The organism is Enterobacter sp. CCUG 70166, assembly GCF_020224095.1.
Classification (GTDB): domain Bacteria; phylum Pseudomonadota; class Gammaproteobacteria; order Enterobacterales; family Enterobacteriaceae; genus Enterobacter; species Enterobacter intestinihominis.
The window spans coordinates 34,942-51,978 of record NZ_NRIQ01000013.1 but is presented as its reverse complement, the minus strand read 5'-3'; the positions used below and the strand labels follow the sequence as shown (position 1 = coordinate 51,978).

The 17,037-nt window shown below is 54.2% G+C and carries 17 protein-coding genes; 6 read left to right on the top strand and 11 right to left on the bottom strand.

What is annotated here, in order from left to right:
• Positions 1–49 precede the first annotated feature (49 nt).
• Complete coding sequence (gene soxS / locus CKK19_RS06760) at positions 50–376, top strand: superoxide response transcriptional regulator SoxS (protein ID WP_003860277.1); 327 nt, start codon at positions 50–52, stop codon at positions 374–376.
• 6 nt (positions 377–382) lie between these two features.
• Here soxS and CKK19_RS06755 read toward each other — a convergent pair whose 3' ends face one another.
• Together CKK19_RS06755 and CKK19_RS06750 are read right to left on the bottom strand one after the other, a co-directional pair.
• Positions 383–1,948 carry an EAL domain-containing protein gene (locus CKK19_RS06755; protein WP_225455079.1) on the bottom strand — a complete coding sequence of 522 codons (1,566 nt, stop codon included), beginning with the start codon at positions 1,946–1,948 and terminating at the stop codon, positions 383–385.
• 265 nt (positions 1,949–2,213) lie between these two features.
• A complete protein-coding gene (locus CKK19_RS06750) occupies positions 2,214–3,614 on the bottom strand; it encodes a sensor domain-containing diguanylate cyclase (RefSeq protein WP_063854130.1) in 1,401 nt (466 codons plus the stop codon).
• Between the two features lie 440 nt (positions 3,615–4,054).
• Here CKK19_RS06750 and CKK19_RS06745 point away from each other — a divergent pair, with 440 nt between their 5' ends.
• Positions 4,055–4,336, top strand: coding sequence for a YjcB family protein (locus CKK19_RS06745; RefSeq protein ID WP_022646751.1), 282 nt, complete (start codon positions 4,055–4,057; stop codon positions 4,334–4,336).
• 61 nt (positions 4,337–4,397) lie between these two features.
• Here CKK19_RS06745 and ssb1 read toward each other — a convergent pair whose 3' ends face one another.
• Positions 4,398–4,922: a single-stranded DNA-binding protein SSB1 gene (ssb1, locus tag CKK19_RS06740; RefSeq protein WP_045620928.1), complete on the bottom strand. Its 525-nt coding sequence runs from the start codon at positions 4,920–4,922 to the stop codon at positions 4,398–4,400.
• 251 nt (positions 4,923–5,173) lie between these two features.
• Here ssb1 and uvrA point away from each other — a divergent pair, with 251 nt between their 5' ends.
• The gene (gene uvrA, locus CKK19_RS06735) at positions 5,174–7,996 is read left to right on the top strand and encodes an excinuclease ABC subunit UvrA (RefSeq protein WP_003860287.1); all 2,823 of its coding nucleotides are present in this window, start codon (positions 5,174–5,176) and stop codon (positions 7,994–7,996) included.
• Positions 7,997–7,999: 3 nt separating this feature from the next.
• Here the strand turns inward: uvrA and CKK19_RS06730 are convergent, their stop codons facing one another.
• The 6 genes from CKK19_RS06730 to dnaB all read right to left on the bottom strand — a co-directional run bounded on the left by CKK19_RS06730 (position 8,000) and on the right by dnaB (position 13,677).
• On the bottom strand, positions 8,000–8,353 hold the full coding sequence (locus CKK19_RS06730) for an MmcQ/YjbR family DNA-binding protein (protein ID WP_006810472.1): 354 nt from the start codon (positions 8,351–8,353) through the stop codon (positions 8,000–8,002).
• Positions 8,354–8,355: 2 nt separating this feature from the next.
• A complete protein-coding gene (locus CKK19_RS06725; protein ID WP_023305263.1) occupies positions 8,356–8,772 on the bottom strand; it encodes a secondary thiamine-phosphate synthase enzyme YjbQ in 417 nt (138 codons plus the stop codon).
• 111 nt (positions 8,773–8,883) lie between these two features.
• Entirely contained in the window at positions 8,884–9,597 is a 714-nt protein-coding gene (aphA, locus tag CKK19_RS06720) for an acid phosphatase AphA (protein ID WP_003860292.1), read from the bottom strand.
• A gap of 268 nt (positions 9,598–9,865) precedes the next feature.
• Positions 9,866–11,059: an aromatic amino acid transaminase gene (tyrB, locus tag CKK19_RS06715; protein ID WP_023305262.1), complete on the bottom strand. Its 1,194-nt coding sequence runs from the start codon at positions 11,057–11,059 to the stop codon at positions 9,866–9,868.
• 109 nt (positions 11,060–11,168) lie between these two features.
• On the bottom strand, positions 11,169–12,248 hold the full coding sequence (gene alr, locus CKK19_RS06710) for an alanine racemase (protein ID WP_063854128.1): 1,080 nt from the start codon (positions 12,246–12,248) through the stop codon (positions 11,169–11,171).
• Positions 12,249–12,264: 16 nt separating this feature from the next.
• The gene (dnaB, locus tag CKK19_RS06705; protein ID WP_003860298.1) at positions 12,265–13,677 is read right to left on the bottom strand and encodes a replicative DNA helicase; all 1,413 of its coding nucleotides are present in this window, start codon (positions 13,675–13,677) and stop codon (positions 12,265–12,267) included.
• A gap of 60 nt (positions 13,678–13,737) precedes the next feature.
• Here dnaB and CKK19_RS06700 point away from each other — a divergent pair, with 60 nt between their 5' ends.
• Positions 13,738–14,721 (top strand): quinone oxidoreductase, encoded by a 984-nt coding sequence (locus tag CKK19_RS06700; RefSeq protein WP_063854127.1) that lies wholly within the window; start codon positions 13,738–13,740, stop codon positions 14,719–14,721.
• A gap of 184 nt (positions 14,722–14,905) precedes the next feature.
• Here CKK19_RS06700 and pspG read toward each other — a convergent pair whose 3' ends face one another.
• Both pspG and dusA read right to left on the bottom strand, forming a co-directional pair.
• Complete coding sequence (pspG, locus tag CKK19_RS06695) at positions 14,906–15,148, bottom strand: envelope stress response protein PspG (RefSeq protein ID WP_017382623.1); 243 nt, start codon at positions 15,146–15,148, stop codon at positions 14,906–14,908.
• Between the two features lie 136 nt (positions 15,149–15,284).
• Positions 15,285–16,280, bottom strand: coding sequence for a tRNA dihydrouridine(20/20a) synthase DusA (dusA, locus tag CKK19_RS06690; RefSeq protein WP_003860304.1), 996 nt, complete (start codon positions 16,278–16,280; stop codon positions 15,285–15,287).
• A gap of 205 nt (positions 16,281–16,485) precedes the next feature.
• Here dusA and CKK19_RS06685 point away from each other — a divergent pair, with 205 nt between their 5' ends.
• Positions 16,486–16,680 (top strand): type II toxin-antitoxin system HicA family toxin, encoded by a 195-nt coding sequence (locus CKK19_RS06685; protein ID WP_225455082.1) that lies wholly within the window; start codon positions 16,486–16,488, stop codon positions 16,678–16,680.
• Positions 16,677–17,012: a type II toxin-antitoxin system HicB family antitoxin gene (locus CKK19_RS06680; RefSeq protein WP_202816193.1), complete on the top strand. Its 336-nt coding sequence runs from the start codon at positions 16,677–16,679 to the stop codon at positions 17,010–17,012. The genes CKK19_RS06685 and CKK19_RS06680 overlap by 4 nt, the downstream gene beginning before the upstream one ends.
• The last annotated feature ends 25 nt before the right edge of the window (positions 17,013–17,037 follow it).

The following is a 17,037-nucleotide window of genomic DNA, read 5'->3' as shown; positions in this document are numbered from 1 at the left end:
GAAAACGACGAATCAACCAGGACAGATGTCTCCACAGAGGGGTAACCTTATGTCGCATCAGCAAATTATTCAGACGCTTATTGAATGGATTGATGAACATATCGACCAGCCGTTGAACATTGATGTGGTCGCTAAGAAGTCGGGCTATTCGAAATGGTATTTACAGAGAATGTTCCGCACCGTAATGCATCAAACGCTGGGTGACTACATTCGCCAGCGCAGGCTCCTGCTGGCGGCGCAGGCGTTACGCTCAACGCAGCGGCCCATTTTTGATATCGCAATGGATCTGGGCTATGTGTCGCAGCAGACCTTTTCCCGCGTCTTCCGCCGCGAGTTTGACCGTACGCCGAGCGACTACCGCCATCAGCTCAATTAATGCGTGTTAACGCAAGGGTTGCTGCTGCCAGGCCATAAATGCCTGGGGCGGCATCGCTTTCGCGAAGTGCCATCCCTGACAATACTGCACGCCACGCTTCAGCAGCCAGCTCACCTGCTCCCCCGTCTCGACCCCTTCCGCAATGGTTTTCAGCCGCAGGCTTTGCGCCATCTCAATGATGTGCTCGGCAATCAGGTGGCTGGTGCTGTTGGTGGTTAAGGTATCGATAAAAGATTTGTCGATTTTCAGGATATCGACGTTCAGCGAATAGAGGTTATGCAGGTTAGAGTAGCCGGTTCCGAAATCATCAATCGCCACTTCATACCCCGCCTGGCGAAACGCCTGAATGACCGGCGTGGTTTTCGGCACGTCAATAAACCCCCGCTCCGCCACCTCAATTTTTATTTGCTGCGCGCGAACCGAGTAAAAGCGGGCTTTGTCGGAGATCAGGGCGATAAGACGCGAAGAGTGAAAATCCGACGCCGACAGGTTAATCGAGACATACAGATCGGGGTGAGCGGCAAGAAAATGGCCCAGATCGGTGAACACCTCCTCCACGACGTAATCCGTAATGCGCTCAATCATCCCCTCTTTTTCGGCCAGGGGAATAAATTCCGCCGGGCTCATAACCTGACCGTTGAATCCTGGCCAGCGCAACAACGCCTCTGCTCCCACGCACTGGTTATTTTTTATATCAATAATGGGCTGATAATGGACGCACAGCTGGCGTTTATTCAACGCCCGGTGCAGAAGTCGGCCAGGCGAATTGAATTCACGGTGTGTTCGCGACCACACCAGCAAAATAATAATGCTGCAAATCATCCCCAGCGGTAGCGTCAGAGTAGCCTGATGATAAAGCGTTTTATAAAAACGGGCATTGGAGGTTGAAACGATGGCCGCAATGGGCCTCTGCTCTGATTTTACAATCGTATAAAAACGGTCATCTTTCTGAAAAGTCGTTTCCTGATGTCGGAGCATCGAATGCAATAAAGAAATATTGGCTTTCTGACTCACAGAAAAGAATGCATTGCTGACGGTGTCATACACTCCCCACGACAGGGAACGATCGTCTGACATCACCTCACTGTACGAAAGCGGGTTGACCACTGCGACATAATTTCCGCGCTGCATATATATCATTTTATAACCATTAAAAAATGGTGTATCGCGAAAATAATAGATAGCAACGTCGGGTTTACGTGTGTAATTGGCAGCGGGGATGATGTAAGGATGATCCGGCGTAAAAAGGGTCGAGCAGAGAAAGTCCTGGCCTTCAGCATAAATTAAATCGGCAACAAAAAGGCGACCGCGGGAAACGTTCAACATATATTGACGATGCTCCGGCGTACACACTTTACCCTGATATTTTTCTGCGTCTTCCCGGGCCATATCAACCTGTTGAATAACCCGTTCAGTTTTGTTTAAAGCAAGTTCAGCAAACGTGCGCAGCTGAGCGCTGATTTCCGACACAGCTCTAAGCTGGGCAAACCATAGCGCAAGCATCACCGGCAGCATAACTACCATGATAATCCCGACCGCTTTGAGCATTTTGCGCCGCGCGCTACGATTCATTTCCCGCTCTGTATCCCTGCATGTTGTACGCCTGTAGCAATGAAGACCGGCTGCTTTGATAAACAGGTGATTACGTTGCATGAATCATGGGAAGTTAGCAACTGACTTTTGGTATTAAAAATCCTAAAATTCGTGATGCCGATAATATTTTCCCGTAAGCCAAACTAAAAGTATTCATTTCGTTTCTGATAAGGATAATAATTACCCGCGACAGGTGTGGAAAATTTGTTGGCTGAAATAGCCTGCTCTTTGTTCTTATGCTGATTTATAAATAATCAGACGCCAGAACCGTTTTTCCTCTTCCCGTACGCTTGGCGTCATATAATGCCTGATCGGCACGCATCAGTATGGCAGAAGTATCCCGTTGCCCCTGACAGACTTCAACCACCCCGGCGCTGAAAGAGAGTACCAGCGTTTTATCGCCCACATGCAGCGGTTTTGAGATCAGCGCGGCACGCAGCCGGGAAGAGAGCAACGTAGCGGCCATACCATCCGTACGCGCCAGCAGAAGAACAAACTCTTCGCCTCCTACCCGTCCCAGTGCCGACCCGGCCGGGCTCACTTCGCGAATACGGTCGCAAAAGTGAATCAATGCCGCATCGCCAACCTGATGTCCCCACCGATCGTTGATCTGCTTGAAATAATCGAGATCGAACATCAGGAGACAGAAGTGGCTACTGACATCCTGCGGCGAACTGGCTGCCAGCGCCATTTTGAGCCGCTGTAAAATTGTCGAGCGATTCAGACAGCCCGTCAGATCGTCCGTGGTGGCTTTGACGGTCAGCTGCTGTTCTGCTTTTTTACGTTCGGTGATATCGAGGCCAATATTGAGAATGGAGTTATCCGGTAAAAGGATGTTTGACCAGAGGATGGTTAACGGCGTCCCGTCTTTACGCACCGGGTGCCATTCGTACATATCCTTAAGTGGTGCGAAACGAACCGACTCCTGCACGCGCTGTCGCTCCTCGGGATCCGGGTAAAACAGGGCCAGCGGATCGGGGTGCTCGCCGATTTCAGTCATACTCCAGCCAAAGACTTTTTCGCATTCGGCGTTCCACAATACACACCGGTTATGTCTGTCAAAGGCGTTCATCAATACCGGAGCACGTTCAAATAAAGTTTTATATTGCGTGACGACGCGCTGCATCTCTTGCGCTGTTTTTTCCCGCACGATAATGTCATCAAAATAATCTTTTAGCTTCTCGACCAATACCACCACGATATTTTTCAATATCGGTAACGAGGTCAGTTTTTCATTAAAAGCCAAAAAGAAATAACCACTGCACTGTCTGCCATGCGCTGAGAGTTTACACAGCACGCCGCTTTGCAGCCGCGCATAGCCCGGGTGCTGAGGGGAAAATACCGCCCGGCCAATATGCTCTTTCCAGTAGATAACGCGCCAGGCGCGGTGATGCCGCTGCAACAGGGTGCTGGCAAGAAAATCCGCCACGTTGAAGGCGTGACACGTCACGTCGCCGGCACAAACCACGCGCGGCCCGTCTGCGGATTCGACACTGACCCACGAGAGATTTGCCCCCAGTGCGCTGTTGATGATTTCCAGCATTTCAACCGGCGAACACTGCGCGTTGAGTTGTGGCATCAGCTTCGCCAGGGCGTGCAGAGCCTGTATGCTGTCGTTAATAATCTCGCGTCTTTTTTCTTTCATTATCTTTTCGCAGGTCATTAATCGAGAGAGCAACCGCAATAACTCATATCTGAATAAAAGAATAAGACCACGAAATCAAAGAGTATGCTGAGGGTTAAAAAAGAATAAAAATCCAAAAAAACCAAATAATTCAATGTGATGAATTATTTTTGCGGGTACATTTATTGTTCCACACAAGCATAATCCATAGACATACTGCTGTAAACGCTATACAGCCGAGGGTGTTTTGCAAAGGTTTCGCTATCTGAATGAATTAAAAATAAAAATTCCGGCTAAGCGCCGATCTGAGCGAGTACGATATATTTTACCCGGTTATAAACCCACTTTTACCTCATACGATACTGGCGAATAAAACAGCAAATGTGATATAGTTCACACATCTTATGTAACGAGAAACATTGTTTCATTCCAGTTCGTCTGTTTTGTCGAGGATGGGTTTTATGGCAACCATTACCACCAGCATGGTGCTCCTGCGCTGGCCGTTGTTGAGCGCGGTTTTGATGTTCCTGGCCAGCACGTTAAACATTCAGTTCCGAAAGTCCGACTACGCAGGTCTTGCTGTGATTAGCACCCTGTTAGGGTTGGGTGCCGCATGCTGGTTCGCGACAGGTTTGCTCGGCATTACGCTGGTGGATATGGCCGCCGTCTGGGAAAACATTAAAGTGGTGATGGTTGAAGCCATGAGCCACACTCCGCCAGACTGGCCGATGGTGATTACCTGATAGCCTGTTATAAAAAAACCCAGACATTGTCTGGGTTTTTTGTGTTTCACGCGTCTGGATATCAGAACGGGATATCGTCGTCGAAGTCCATTGGCGGTTCGTTAGACGGTGCCGGAGCAGACTGCTGCTGAGGACGAGACTGCGCGCCGCCGCTGAACTGATTGCCGCCCTGAGGCTGTTGAGGCTGACCCCAACCGCCCTGCTGCTGGCCGCCACCTGCCGGTGCGCCACTGCCCTGACGACCACCCAGCATCTGCATGGTGCCGCCTACGTTGACCACCACTTCCGTGGTGTATTTTTCCTGACCGGATTGATCGGTCCATTTGCGGGTACGCAGCTGGCCTTCGATATAGACCTGAGAACCCTTACGCAGATACTCACCGGCCACTTCAGCCAGTTTGCCAAACAGCACAACGCGGTGCCATTCGGTCTGCTCTTTCATTTCACCGGTCGCTTTATCACGCCAGGATTCGGAAGTAGCCAGCGTAATGTTGGCAACTGCGCCACCACTCGGCATGTAGCGTACTTCCGGGTCCTGGCCCAGATTACCGACGAGAATCACCTTGTTTACGCCTCTGCTGGCCATGTTCGTGTCTCCTGAATACGTTTCTTAATAGTGTAAACGCGCGAGTGTACCATTTCCATGCGACACTTTGATAGTTGCGTAGCATGTTCCAGAGTTCTCTCGCGGACTCGACATTGTTACACAGTGAATCAGAAAATGCATTCCAATACTGTATATTCAAACAGGTCATTTTGTGTCATAATTAGCCGTTTCTGACAGCCGTTTGTCCTTCAAACAAATCAGGCAATCCGTGTTCCAACCGGGAAAGGTGAATGGATAAGATCGAAGTTCGGGGCGCCCGCACCCACAATCTCAAGAATATCAACCTCATAATCCCTCGCGACAAACTCATCGTCGTGACCGGGCTTTCGGGGTCTGGCAAATCCTCACTGGCTTTCGACACTTTGTATGCCGAAGGACAGCGTCGTTACGTTGAATCGCTCTCGGCGTACGCGCGTCAGTTCCTGTCGCTGATGGAAAAACCGGATGTCGACCACATTGAAGGGTTGTCTCCTGCTATCTCCATTGAGCAGAAATCCACATCGCATAACCCGCGTTCTACGGTCGGTACCATTACCGAAATCCATGACTACCTGCGTCTGCTGTATGCGCGCGTGGGCGAGCCGCGTTGTCCGGATCATGACGTTCCGCTGGCGGCCCAGACCGTCAGCCAGATGGTGGATAACGTGCTGTCTCAGCCGGAAGGCAAACGCCTGATGCTGCTGGCGCCAATCATTAAAGAGCGTAAGGGTGAACACACCAAAACGCTGGAAAACCTGGCAAGCCAGGGCTATATCCGCGCCCGTATCGATGGCGAAGTGTGTGACCTGTCCGATCCGCCAAAGCTGGAGCTGCAAAAGAAACACACCATCGAAGTGGTGATTGACCGCTTTAAGGTACGTGAAGATCTGGCGACGCGTCTGGCGGAATCCTTTGAAACGGCGCTGGAACTGTCGGGCGGCACGGCGGTGGTGTCAGACATGGACGATGCGAAAGCGGAAGAGCTGCTCTTCTCCGCCAACTTCGCCTGCCCGATTTGCGGCTACAGCATGCGCGAGCTGGAACCGCGCCTGTTCTCGTTCAACAACCCGGCGGGCGCGTGCCCGACCTGTGACGGCCTGGGCGTTCAGCAGTATTTCGACCCGGACCGTGTGATCCAAAACCCGGAACTGTCGCTGGCGGGTGGCGCTATTCGCGGCTGGGATAAGCGTAATTTTTACTACTTCCAGATGCTGAAATCGCTGGCTGAGCACTATAAGTTCGACGTTGAAGCCCCGTGGGCCAGCCTGAGCGCGAACGTACATAAAGTGATCCTGTTCGGTTCCGGCAAAGAGAATATTGAGTTCAAGTACATGAACGATCGCGGTGACACTTCCGTGCGTCGCCACCCGTTCGAAGGGGTGTTGCACAACATGGAGCGCCGCTACAAAGAGACCGAATCCAGCGCGGTGCGCGAGGAGCTGGCGAAGTTCATCAGCAACCGCTCCTGCGCCACCTGCGAGGGTACACGTCTGCGTCGCGAAGCGCGTCACGTGTTTGTCGAAAACACGGCGCTGCCGACCATCTCAGACATGAGCATCGGCCACGCGATGGACTTCTTCAACAACCTGAAGCTCTCCGGCCAGCGCGCGAAAATCGCCGAAAAAGTGCTGAAAGAGATCGGCGATCGCCTCAAGTTCCTCGTGAACGTCGGCCTGAACTACCTGACGCTTTCCCGATCGGCTGAAACGCTCTCCGGCGGTGAAGCCCAGCGTATCCGCCTGGCGAGCCAGATTGGCGCGGGCTTAGTCGGCGTGATGTACGTGCTGGATGAGCCGTCTATCGGCCTGCACCAGCGCGACAACGAACGCCTGCTCGGCACGCTGGTTCACCTGCGTAACCTTGGCAACACGGTGATTGTGGTTGAGCACGACGAAGACGCCATTCGCGCCGCAGACCACGTGATCGACATCGGCCCGGGCGCTGGCGTGCACGGCGGACAGGTGGTGGCAGAAGGGACGCTGAAAGACATTATGGCGGTGCCCGAGTCGCTGACCGGCCAGTACATGAGCGGCAAGCGCAAAATTGAAGTGCCAAAACAGCGCGTGGCGGCGAACCCGGAAAAAGTGCTGAAGCTAACCGGGGCGCGTGGCAACAACCTGAAAGACGTGACCCTGACGCTGCCTGTCGGGCTGTTTACCTGCATCACCGGCGTGTCCGGTTCCGGTAAATCGACGCTGATCAACGATACGCTGTTCCCGATTGCGCAGACGGCGCTGAACGGCGCGACGCTGGCCGAGCCTGCACCGTACCGCGACATTCAGGGGCTGGAGCATTTCGACAAGGTTATCGATATCGATCAGAGCCCGATTGGCCGCACCCCGCGCTCCAACCCGGCGACCTATACTGGCGTCTTTACGCCCGTCCGTGAACTCTTCGCGGGTGTACCGGAAGCGCGTTCGCGCGGCTACACGCCAGGACGTTTCAGCTTTAACGTGCGCGGCGGCCGCTGTGAAGCGTGCCAGGGCGACGGCGTAATCAAGGTTGAGATGCACTTCCTGCCGGATATCTACGTGCCGTGCGACCAGTGCAAAGGCAAGCGCTATAACCGCGAAACGCTGGAGATTAAGTACAAAGGCAAGACCATCCACGAAGTGCTGGATATGACTATCGAAGAGGCGCGCGAGTTCTTTGACGCCGTCCCTGCGCTGGCGCGTAAGCTGCAAACCCTGATGGATGTGGGTCTGACCTATATTCGTCTGGGGCAGTCAGCGACAACGCTGTCCGGCGGTGAAGCGCAGCGCGTGAAGCTGGCGCGTGAGCTGTCCAAACGCGGTACCGGTCAGACGCTGTACATTCTGGACGAGCCGACCACCGGCCTGCATTTTGCGGATATCCAGCAGCTGCTGGACGTGCTGCACCAGCTGCGCGATCAGGGCAACACCATCGTGGTGATTGAGCACAACCTGGACGTGATTAAAACCGCGGACTGGATTGTCGATCTCGGCCCGGAAGGCGGCAGCGGCGGCGGTGAAATCCTCGTCTCCGGTACGCCAGAGACCGTTGCAGAGTGCGAAGCCTCGCACACCGCGCGCTTCCTCAAACCGTTGCTGTAATCGTTACACGGAGAGCTGCTGTCGGATCGTTTCCGGCAGCAGTTCTACCGCCTGTTGATACGACGCATCTACCAGGTAGTAAATTTGCGAATCTGGCAGCGAGCCGTCGAGAAACACCGTACTCCAGTGTGCTTTATTCAGATGCTTGCTTGGCCTGACATCATCGTGCTGCTGGCGCAGTAAGTCGGCCAGTTCAGGACTGGTTTTCAGCGATGCCGCAGGACGTCCCTCAACCTCTTTTACCATCGCGAACAACACATCACCCACTTTGATCTGCGTGGCTTTCCAGTCGCTGTGAACGCTCTGTTCTGCGCCCGGCTTGCTCATGCAGTACTGAAGTATCTCCGAAATTGTCATCTTTATTCCCCTTGTAGCGTTGCGATAATTTTACGCGAACCACCGTGAATGCGATGTTCTCCCAGCCAGATCCCCTGCCACGTTCCCAGCAGCAGCCGTCCGTTGTGGACCGGCAGCATCAACGAGACCCCCAGCAAAGAGGATTTGATGTGCGAAGGCATATCATCCGCCCCCTCGTAATCATGGTCATACGGGGCGTTATCCGGGACGGTTTTCAGAAAATGCCGCTCCATGTCAGACCGGACGGTGGGATCGCAATTTTCATTGAGCGTGAGAGAAGCAGACGTGTGCTGAAGCAGCAGATGCAGCAAACCCGTTTTGACGCGCGACAGGTCGCGGATTTGCCCGATGACTTCGTCCGTCACCAGGTGAAATCCGCGGGGTTTTGCGCTTAAGGTCAGGGTCTGTTGATACCACATGTGCTGCTCCGTGTTGAAAGATGAATCTTTCTAAGTGTGCAGCAAGAAAGCGAAAGGTAAAACCCGCGCGGCGAGATTTGCTTAAAAAAGCATTCACCCCGCGTTAATGCATCAGTATTCGGAGTTAACGATCACCTCTTCACCAAATTTACCGGCCATTGGCAGCGGTCGGTAGGTGGAGTTCGAGGCACGTAACACCCGGATGCCTCTTGCTCCCACGTCGTGCGCCGCGGTGATGTCGTTATCTGAATCACCGTAGAACACCTTGATATTTTTCTTTTCCAGCCACTGGGTTTTGGTGTTTTGCCCTTCCTGGTCCCCGGCAAAAATGACCGGATTCATGCTGGCAGCCGGGATCAGAAAATCATCCTGTAGCGTTTTCGAGACGGTTTCGGTTTTGGTCTGGCTACGTCCGGTCACGAAGTAAATGCTGTCGCCGCGCTTTACGTGCATGGCGATCAGCGCGCGGGCAACCTCTTTCGGGATACTGAACTCATCCCAGCCGTTGTTCATCTTTTCCCAGAATTCCGGGTTTTTCAGATAGGCTTCGCTGTCCGGGGAGTACGTTTTTTTGCCGCGCCAGAAACCGGGGCTGGAGAAGAGAACGGTATCGTCAATATCGAAGCCCACGGCCATCGGCGGGCGACCCGTCAGGCTGTTTTCGATTTGTGCCACTGAAACCCAGTGAATGGGGGCCTGTTCGGCAAGAATGGCGGCGGTGGTGCCGGTATAAAGCGGCGTGGGTGCAGAAGCCCGCGCAACAACGGTACTATTAAGCGAGAACAATAAGCAGGCGGCGCTGAGCGCCAGTGTGATCTTGCGCATGTTTTCCCCTGAATATTCAGTTTGTTATCTTTTTATTTTGAGCGAATGGTCAAAAACTATCCGACCATAACCCCAGCGGGAGGGGAAGAAAAGGAGTTTTTACTTATGAAGCTGAATAAAAAGAAGACGATCACAAAGCGCAGAAGAAACGTGTAGACCCGGTAAGCGAAGCGCCGCCGGGCAATGACTGGCACCGGCGCGAACAAAAAAAGCCGGGTGGCGGCTGCGCCTTACCCGGCCTACATATAGCATGCAAGTAAGTGAATACTTACATTACGGATGCAAACGCCTGCGCCACGCGCTGGACGTTGCCAGCATTCAGCCCCGCCACGCACATACGGCCGCTGGCGATCAGGTAGACGCCGAACTCTTCCCGCAGGCGATCGACCTGCGCCGCGCTCAGTCCGGTATAGCTGAACATCCCGCGCTGCTTGAGAAGATAATCAAAGTTATGTCCAGGCACGGCTTCTTTCAGAACGTTAACCAGCTCCTGACGCATCGACAGGATGCGCTTACGCATGCCTTCCACTTCCGCAAGCCAGGTGGCTTTCAGCTGATCATCGCCCAGTACGGTCGCGACCACCTGCGCACCAAAGTTCGGCGGGCTGGAGTAAATACGGCGGACCGTCGCTTTCAGCTGACCGAGTACGCGTCCCGCGGCTTCGGCGTCTTCACACACCACGGACAGACCGCCGACGCGCTCGCCGTAGAGGGAGAAGATTTTTGAGAAAGAGTTGCTGACCAGCGCAGGCAGACCCGCGCTGGCAATCGCGCGAATGGCGTAGGCGTCCTCCTCCATGCCCGCCCCAAAGCCCTGATAGGCGATGTCGAGGAACGGGATCAGGTTACGCGCCTTCAGTACCTCGATCACCGCATCCCACTGGGCATTGGTGAGGTCCGCACCGGTCGGGTTATGGCAGCACGGATGCAGCAATACGATACTGCGCTCCGGCAGGGTGTTCAGTTTTTCCAGCAGCGCATCAACGCGTACGCCGTTGGTTTCGCTGTCGAACCATGGATAGGTCGCAACCTTAAAGCCCGCGCCTTCAAAGATGGCCACGTGGTTTTCCCACGTCGGGTCGCTGACCCACACGCCGGAATCCGGGAAGTACTTTTTCAGGAAATCTGCGCCTACCTTCAGCGCACCCGAGCCACCCAGCGTCTGGATAGTCGCCACGCGCTTTTGCGCGAGCACCGCGTGGTCCGCACCAAACAGCAGCGGCGCGATAGTGTTGCGGTAGGTGTTTAATCCTTCCATCGGCAGATAAAGCGAAGCACCGTGCGGGGTTGCGTTAAGACGCGCTTCAGCTTCGGCAACGGCTTTCAACTGAGGAATGATGCCGTCTTCGTTGTAGTAAAGACCAATGCTGAGGTTCACTTTGTCGCTGCGAGGATCTTCTTTGAAACGCTCCATCAAGGAGAGGATAGGGTCGCCGGCGTAGGCGTCTACTTTCTGAAACACGCGATGTTCTCCGGATTATTATGAGGCAGGGAATTCAACAATAAACCGGAAGCGGAAGAAGATCGAGGGGATGTTAACAGAAGCGGGATGCACCGCATCCCGCTTCTGCTTAGTCGACGTATTTCATCGCGACCCTTGAGGTAAGGCGCGTAATAAGTTCGTAAGCACTCACTTTTGTTATTTCAGCAATACGCTCTACCGGCAGGCCTTCGCCCCACATCACCGCATCGTCCCCCGCTTTATCCTGCGCGTCGGGTCCCAGATCGACACAAATCATGTCCATCGCCACACGGCCGACAATCTTCACTTCGCGACCATTGACCAGTACCGGCGTACCCGTTGGCGCGGCGCGTGGATAGCCGTCGCCGTAGCCCATCGCTACCACGCCAAGCCGCGTGTCGCACTCACTCGTCCAGGTGCCGCCGTAACCTACCGGCTCGCCTGCTTTGTGCTCACGCACGGCAATCAGCTTTGAAACCAGCGACATCACCGGCTTAAAGCCGAAGTCCGGTCCCCAGGGTTTGTTCTCAAGCGGGGAAACGCCATACAGGATAATCCCCGGACGCGCCCAGTCGAAGTGCGACTGCGGCCACAGCAGAAGGCCGCCGGACGCCGCAATGGAGCGCATCCCCGGTTTGCCTTCGCAGAAGGTGGTGAAGATATCAAGCTGCTGTTCCGTTGCGCCGCATTCAGGCTCATCGGCGCGGGCAAAGTGGCTGACGATATTCACCGGCTGACGCACGTTCTGGCACTGGCACAGCCGCTGATAAAACGCTTCGGCATTCTCCGGGCGCACGCCCAGGCGGTGCATGCCCGTGTCGAGCTTCATCCACACGGTGACCGGCTCGCTCAGTTCGGCCGTTTCCAGCGCGGCCAGCTGTTCTTCGTTATGCACCGCCGTGTGCAGGTGCTGATCGGCAATGGTCGGCAGGTCCGAGGCTTCAAAAAAGCCTTCGAGGAGCAGAATCGGTTGCGTAATTCCACCTGCGCGCAGGCGGAGAGCTTCTTCGAGACGGGCGACGCCAAAAGCGTCGGCATCGGGGAGCGTTCGCGCGGTCTCAAGAAGACCGTGTCCGTAAGCGTTCGCTTTCACGACTGCAACGAGCTTACTGGCGGGCGCCAGTTCTCGCAGACGTTGCAGGTTGTGTCGCAGAGCGCGGCGGTTAATCACAACAGTTGCCGCTTGCATTTGAATTCCTTAGAAATTACTCATCATCATATTGAGGACCGGCATAGTTGTCGAAACGCGACCACTGACCGTTAAAGGTCAGACGTACCGTACCGATGGGGCCGTTACGTTGCTTACCAATAATAATTTCGGCGATCCCTTTCAGATCGCTGTTCTCGTGATAAACCTCATCACGGTAGATGAACATGATTAAGTCGGCATCCTGCTCGATGGAGCCGGATTCACGCAGGTCGGAGTTGACCGGGCGCTTGTCTGCACGTTGTTCCAGAGAACGGTTTAGCTGCGACAGCGCCACCACCGGCACGTGCAGCTCTTTGGCTAACGCTTTGAGCGAGCGGGAAATTTCGGCAATCTCCAGCGTACGGTTGTCGGAAAGCGACGGAACGCGCATCAGCTGAAGGTAGTCGATCATAATGAGACCGATACCACCGTGTTCACGGGCGATACGGCGCGCGCGGGAGCGCACTTCCGTCGGCGTCAGGCCGGAGGAGTCATCAATATAGATGTTCCGTTTTTCCAGCAAAATCCCCATGGTGCCGGAGATCCGCGCCCAGTCCTCATCGTCGAGCTGACCGGTACGGATGCGGGTCTGATCCACACGCGACAGGGATGCCAGAGAACGCATCATGATCTGTTCTGAGGGCATCTCAAGACTGAAGATAAGAACCGGTTTATCCTGCAACATCGCCGCGTTTTCGACGAGGTTCATCGCAAATGTCGTTTTACCCATCGACGGACGCGCCGCGACGATAATCAAATCCGATGGCTGAAGACCTGCCGTTTTCTTGTTGAGATCGTCATAACCGGTGTTCACCCCCGTCACGCCATCGTGCGGCTGCTGGAAAAGCTGCTCAATACGCGCAACGGTGGCGTCGAGCACATCGGCGATGTTTTTCGGGCCTTCGTCTTTGTTCGCACGGCTTTCGGCGATTTTAAAGACGCGGGACTCGGCAAGATCAAGTAGATCTTCGCTGGTGCGCCCCTGGGGATCGAAACCGGCCTCGGCGATCTCATTCGCCACCGAGATCATCTCGCGGACAACGGCACGTTCACGGACGATATCAGCGTAAGCGCTGATATTCGCGGCACTTGGCGTGTTTTTAGACAGTTCTGCCAGATAGGCAAACCCGCCGACACTGTCGAGCTGTCCCAGACGCTCCAGCGATTCTGCGAGTGTAATCAGGTCAATCGGGCTGCCCGACTCCTGCAACCGCGCCATTTCCGTAAAGATGTGGCGGTGGGGGCGGGTATAGAAGTCTTCCGCGACAACGCGCTCGGCGACGTCGTCCCAGCGTTCGTTATCCAGCATTAAACCGCCCAACACCGACTGTTCCGCTTCAATCGAGTGCGGCGGGACTTTTAACCCGGCGACCTGATAATCACGCTCACGAGGTTCAGTCTGTTTGTTGAAGGGTTTGTTTCCTGCCATAGTGAATGGAGTTACCGAGATAAAGAGTGGGTCGAAAGATTACCACATTCTGGAGGAAGCATGGCAACACGTATTGAATTTCACAAGCATGGTGGCCCTGACGTACTCAAAGCGGTGGAATTTACCCCCGCTGCGCCTGGCGAGAACGAAATCCAGGTGGAAAACAAAGCGATCGGCATTAACTACATCGATACCTATATTCGCGGCGGCCTCTATCCGCCTCCGTCGATGCCGAGCGGACTGGGCACCGAGGCGGCCGGTATCGTCAGCAAAGTGGGCAGCGCGGTTAAGCACATTAAGGAAGGCGATCGCGTGGTGTACGCGCAGTCGGCGCTGGGCGCTTACAGCTCCATCCATAACGTTCCGGCCGAGAAAGCGGCGCTTCTGCCAAATGCGATCGGCTTCGAGCAGGCTGCCGCCTCATTCCTGAAAGGGCTGACGGTCTATTATCTGCTGCGCAAAACCTACGAAATTAAGCCTGACGAGCAATTCCTGTTTCACGCAGCCGCAGGTGGCGTAGGGCTGATTGCCTGCCAGTGGGCGAAAGCCCTGGGGGCGAAGCTGATCGGCACCACAGGCAGCGCGCAAAAAGCGCAGCGCGCGCTGGACGCGGGCGCATGGCAGGTGATCAACTACCGGGAAGAGAGCATCGTTGAGCGGCTGAAAGAGATCACTGGTGGCAAAAAGGTACGCGTGGTGTATGACTCGGTGGGGAAAGACACCTGGGAATCTTCGCTGGACTGCCTGCAACGTCGCGGGCTGATGGTGAGCTTCGGTAACGCCTCCGGGGCTGTCACCGGCGTGAACCTGGGCATTCTGAATCAGAAAGGGTCGCTGTATGTCACCCGCCCTTCCCTGCAAGGTTACATCACTAATCGGGAAGAACTTGAGGAAGCCAGCAACGAGCTGTTCTCGCTGATCGCCAGCGGGGTGATCAAAGTGGATGTGGCAGAAGCGCAGAAATATCCGCTGAACGATGCGCAACGTGCGCATGAGGTGCTGGAGAGCCGGGCAACCCAGGGCTCAAGTCTGTTAATTCCCTGAGCCATAAAAAGAAATTGGGCTTCCCATGGGAAGCCCTTTCTTTTTTTAGTTCGGCTGTATGTAGGGTACAGCTCGATGAATTCTTTAGCGGCAGCCATAGTGACAGATTCGATAAGTAAATCCTATTCTGTTCTAAAGATTGCTGCCGGAAAAGTTGCAGGTATGTGACGTACCCCTCAATACCTTAGTAACGGAAGCGGTTATTACGCTGATAAGTCGGCAGTTTTGGTGATTTAATCGCCCGTATGGCCCATACCACCGCAATCGCCAGAAGTAACCACGGCAAGAGTTTAATCGTCAGGGCAAATAAACCGCCGACAAACATCACCACCGTGGCCACAACGAGCGCGGCCAGAATACCGAGCAGCGACACGCCCGTGACCATCAGCATGATAAAGAAGCCAATCACAAAAAGTAGTTCCAGCATGGTGCTCTCCCACGAGTTCCCGAATGATGCTGCGATCATTACAAGAATCATGCCAAAAATAAGTTGTTGTTCTGAAAGCAAAACGCCCCGCAATGTATTGCAGGGCGTGGCGTATTTGACCATCTTTTAGCGAAATTTAACGTTTATCCGCAACCAGACGCAGCGCGTGTTCCAGTACCTCAATATCCGCACCGGCTTTATGCGCGTTCTCGCTGAGATAACGACGCCACTGGCGCGCGCCAGGAATGCCCTGGAACAGGCCAAGCATATGGCGGGTAATGTGGCCCAGATACGTACCATGACTCAGCTCGCGCTCAATGTACGGATACATGGCGCGCACTACGGCCACGGGATCGGTGTCAGCACCCTCAACGCCAAAGATTTCCCGGTCAACCGTCGCCAGAATGCCCGGATTCTGATACGCCTCGCGTCCGACCATCACGCCATCCATATGTTCGAGGTGCGCTTTGGCCTCGTCCAGCGACTTAATACCGCCATTGATCGACATGGTCAGGTGTGGGAAGTCGCGTTTCAGCTGGTACACGCGCGGGTAGTCCAGCGGCGGGATCTCGCGGTTTTCTTTCGGGCTGAGGCCTGAGAGCCAGGCTTTACGGGCGTGGATGATAAACATCTCGCATTCACCCTTCCCTGATACCGTGTTGATGAAATCACACAGAAACTCATAGCTGTCCTGGTCGTCTATGCCGATACGGGTTTTGACCGTGACCGGGATAGAGACGACGTCGCGCATCGCTTTGATGCAGTCCGCCACCAGGTGCGCATTTCCCATCAGACACGCGCCGAACATGCCGTTTTGCACACGGTCGGACGGACAACCGACGTTGAGGTTAATCTCGTCATAGCCGCGTTCTTCGGCCAGCTTCGCGCACTGCGCCAGCGCAGCCGGATCGCTGCCACCGAGTTGCAGCGCAACCGGATGCTCCTCTTCGCTGTACGCCAGATAGTCGCCTTTGCCGTGAATAATAGCGCCGGTAGTGACCATTTCGGTGTATAGCAGCGTATGGCGGGAGAGCTGACGCAGGAAATAGCGGCAATGTCTGTCCGTCCAGTCGAGCATTGGCGCAATGGAAAAACGGTGTGCAGGGAAAGCGGTCTGGAATTCTGACGACATGGCGAACTTTTAAGCATCTGGTGGAAAAGGGGCGCTACTATAGCACAGGCTCAAAAAGGATACGATCCGGCTTGATATGATATCAAAAAGTGATAGCATTTATTTCTACTTGGCGGAGAGAAAAAATCAAAATGGAATCGATTAAAAATGAAAATATTGAACGCCCGCCACCAAAAAACATTGCAGTTGATTTTCTCCATGTTCTCTGGAATGGCGCAAGATTGAAGCGCTTTTTATCGCATTAGGCGCGAAGGCCTCAGAAGGTAACGGCTCAAGGGTAAGATTTGAAATCAATGGGGTTGTGGCCTCGTTTCATCGTCCTCATCCGGATAAAGAAGCGAAGGTTTATCAGGTTCACGACGCAATGGCTTTTCTCATCGCAACAGGGGTTTCTCCATGATTAACACCATGACTTATAAAGGCTATGCCGCAAAAATTGATTACAGCGACGAAGATCTATGCTTCGTTGGGCATGTTGCTGGCATAAGAGATGTTATCGGTTTTCATGCAGATAACGTCGCAGACCTCCGTAAAGCGTTTGAAGAAGCGGTCGATGATTATCTTGCCTACTGCACAGAACAAGGTCGAGAACCTCTGCGTCCGGCAAGCGGGAAAATCAGCCTGCGCATCGCGCCCGAGATACATTCCGCAATTAATATCGCAGCCGAAGTTTCAGGTAAAAGCGTAAATCAATGGATCAGCGATACGCTGACCAAAGCGGCACACGGATAAGCTAAGGGCACCATTAATGGTGCCC

Bases quoted from the DNA above. Each gene is read 5' to 3' on its own strand.
- CKK19_RS06750 (WP_063854130.1), bottom strand. From the start codon at position 3,614: ATGAAAGAAAAAAGACGCGAGATTATTAACGACAGCATACAGGCTCTG.
- soxS (WP_003860277.1), top strand. From the start codon at position 50: ATGTCGCATCAGCAAATTATTCAGACGCTTATTGAATGGATTGATGAA.
- ssb1 (WP_045620928.1), bottom strand. From the start codon at position 4,922: ATGGCCAGCAGAGGCGTAAACAAGGTGATTCTCGTCGGTAATCTGGGC.
- CKK19_RS06725 (WP_023305263.1), bottom strand. From the start codon at position 8,772: ATGTGGTATCAACAGACCCTGACCTTAAGCGCAAAACCCCGCGGATTT.
- dnaB (WP_003860298.1), bottom strand. From the start codon at position 13,677: ATGGCAGGAAACAAACCCTTCAACAAACAGACTGAACCTCGTGAGCGT.
- CKK19_RS06755 (WP_225455079.1), bottom strand. From the start codon at position 1,948: ATGAATCGTAGCGCGCGGCGCAAAATGCTCAAAGCGGTCGGGATTATC.
- dusA (WP_003860304.1), bottom strand. From the start codon at position 16,280: ATGTCGTCAGAATTCCAGACCGCTTTCCCTGCACACCGTTTTTCCATT.
- CKK19_RS06700 (WP_063854127.1), top strand. From the start codon at position 13,738: ATGGCAACACGTATTGAATTTCACAAGCATGGTGGCCCTGACGTACTC.
- CKK19_RS06680 (WP_202816193.1), top strand. From the start codon at position 16,677: ATGATTAACACCATGACTTATAAAGGCTATGCCGCAAAAATTGATTAC.
- alr (WP_063854128.1), bottom strand. From the start codon at position 12,248: ATGCAAGCGGCAACTGTTGTGATTAACCGCCGCGCTCTGCGACACAAC.
- CKK19_RS06730 (WP_006810472.1), bottom strand. From the start codon at position 8,353: ATGACAATTTCGGAGATACTTCAGTACTGCATGAGCAAGCCGGGCGCA.
- uvrA (WP_003860287.1), top strand. From the start codon at position 5,174: ATGGATAAGATCGAAGTTCGGGGCGCCCGCACCCACAATCTCAAGAAT.
- CKK19_RS06745 (WP_022646751.1), top strand. From the start codon at position 4,055: ATGGCAACCATTACCACCAGCATGGTGCTCCTGCGCTGGCCGTTGTTG.
- pspG (WP_017382623.1), bottom strand. From the start codon at position 15,148: ATGCTGGAACTACTTTTTGTGATTGGCTTCTTTATCATGCTGATGGTC.
- aphA (WP_003860292.1), bottom strand. From the start codon at position 9,597: ATGCGCAAGATCACACTGGCGCTCAGCGCCGCCTGCTTATTGTTCTCG.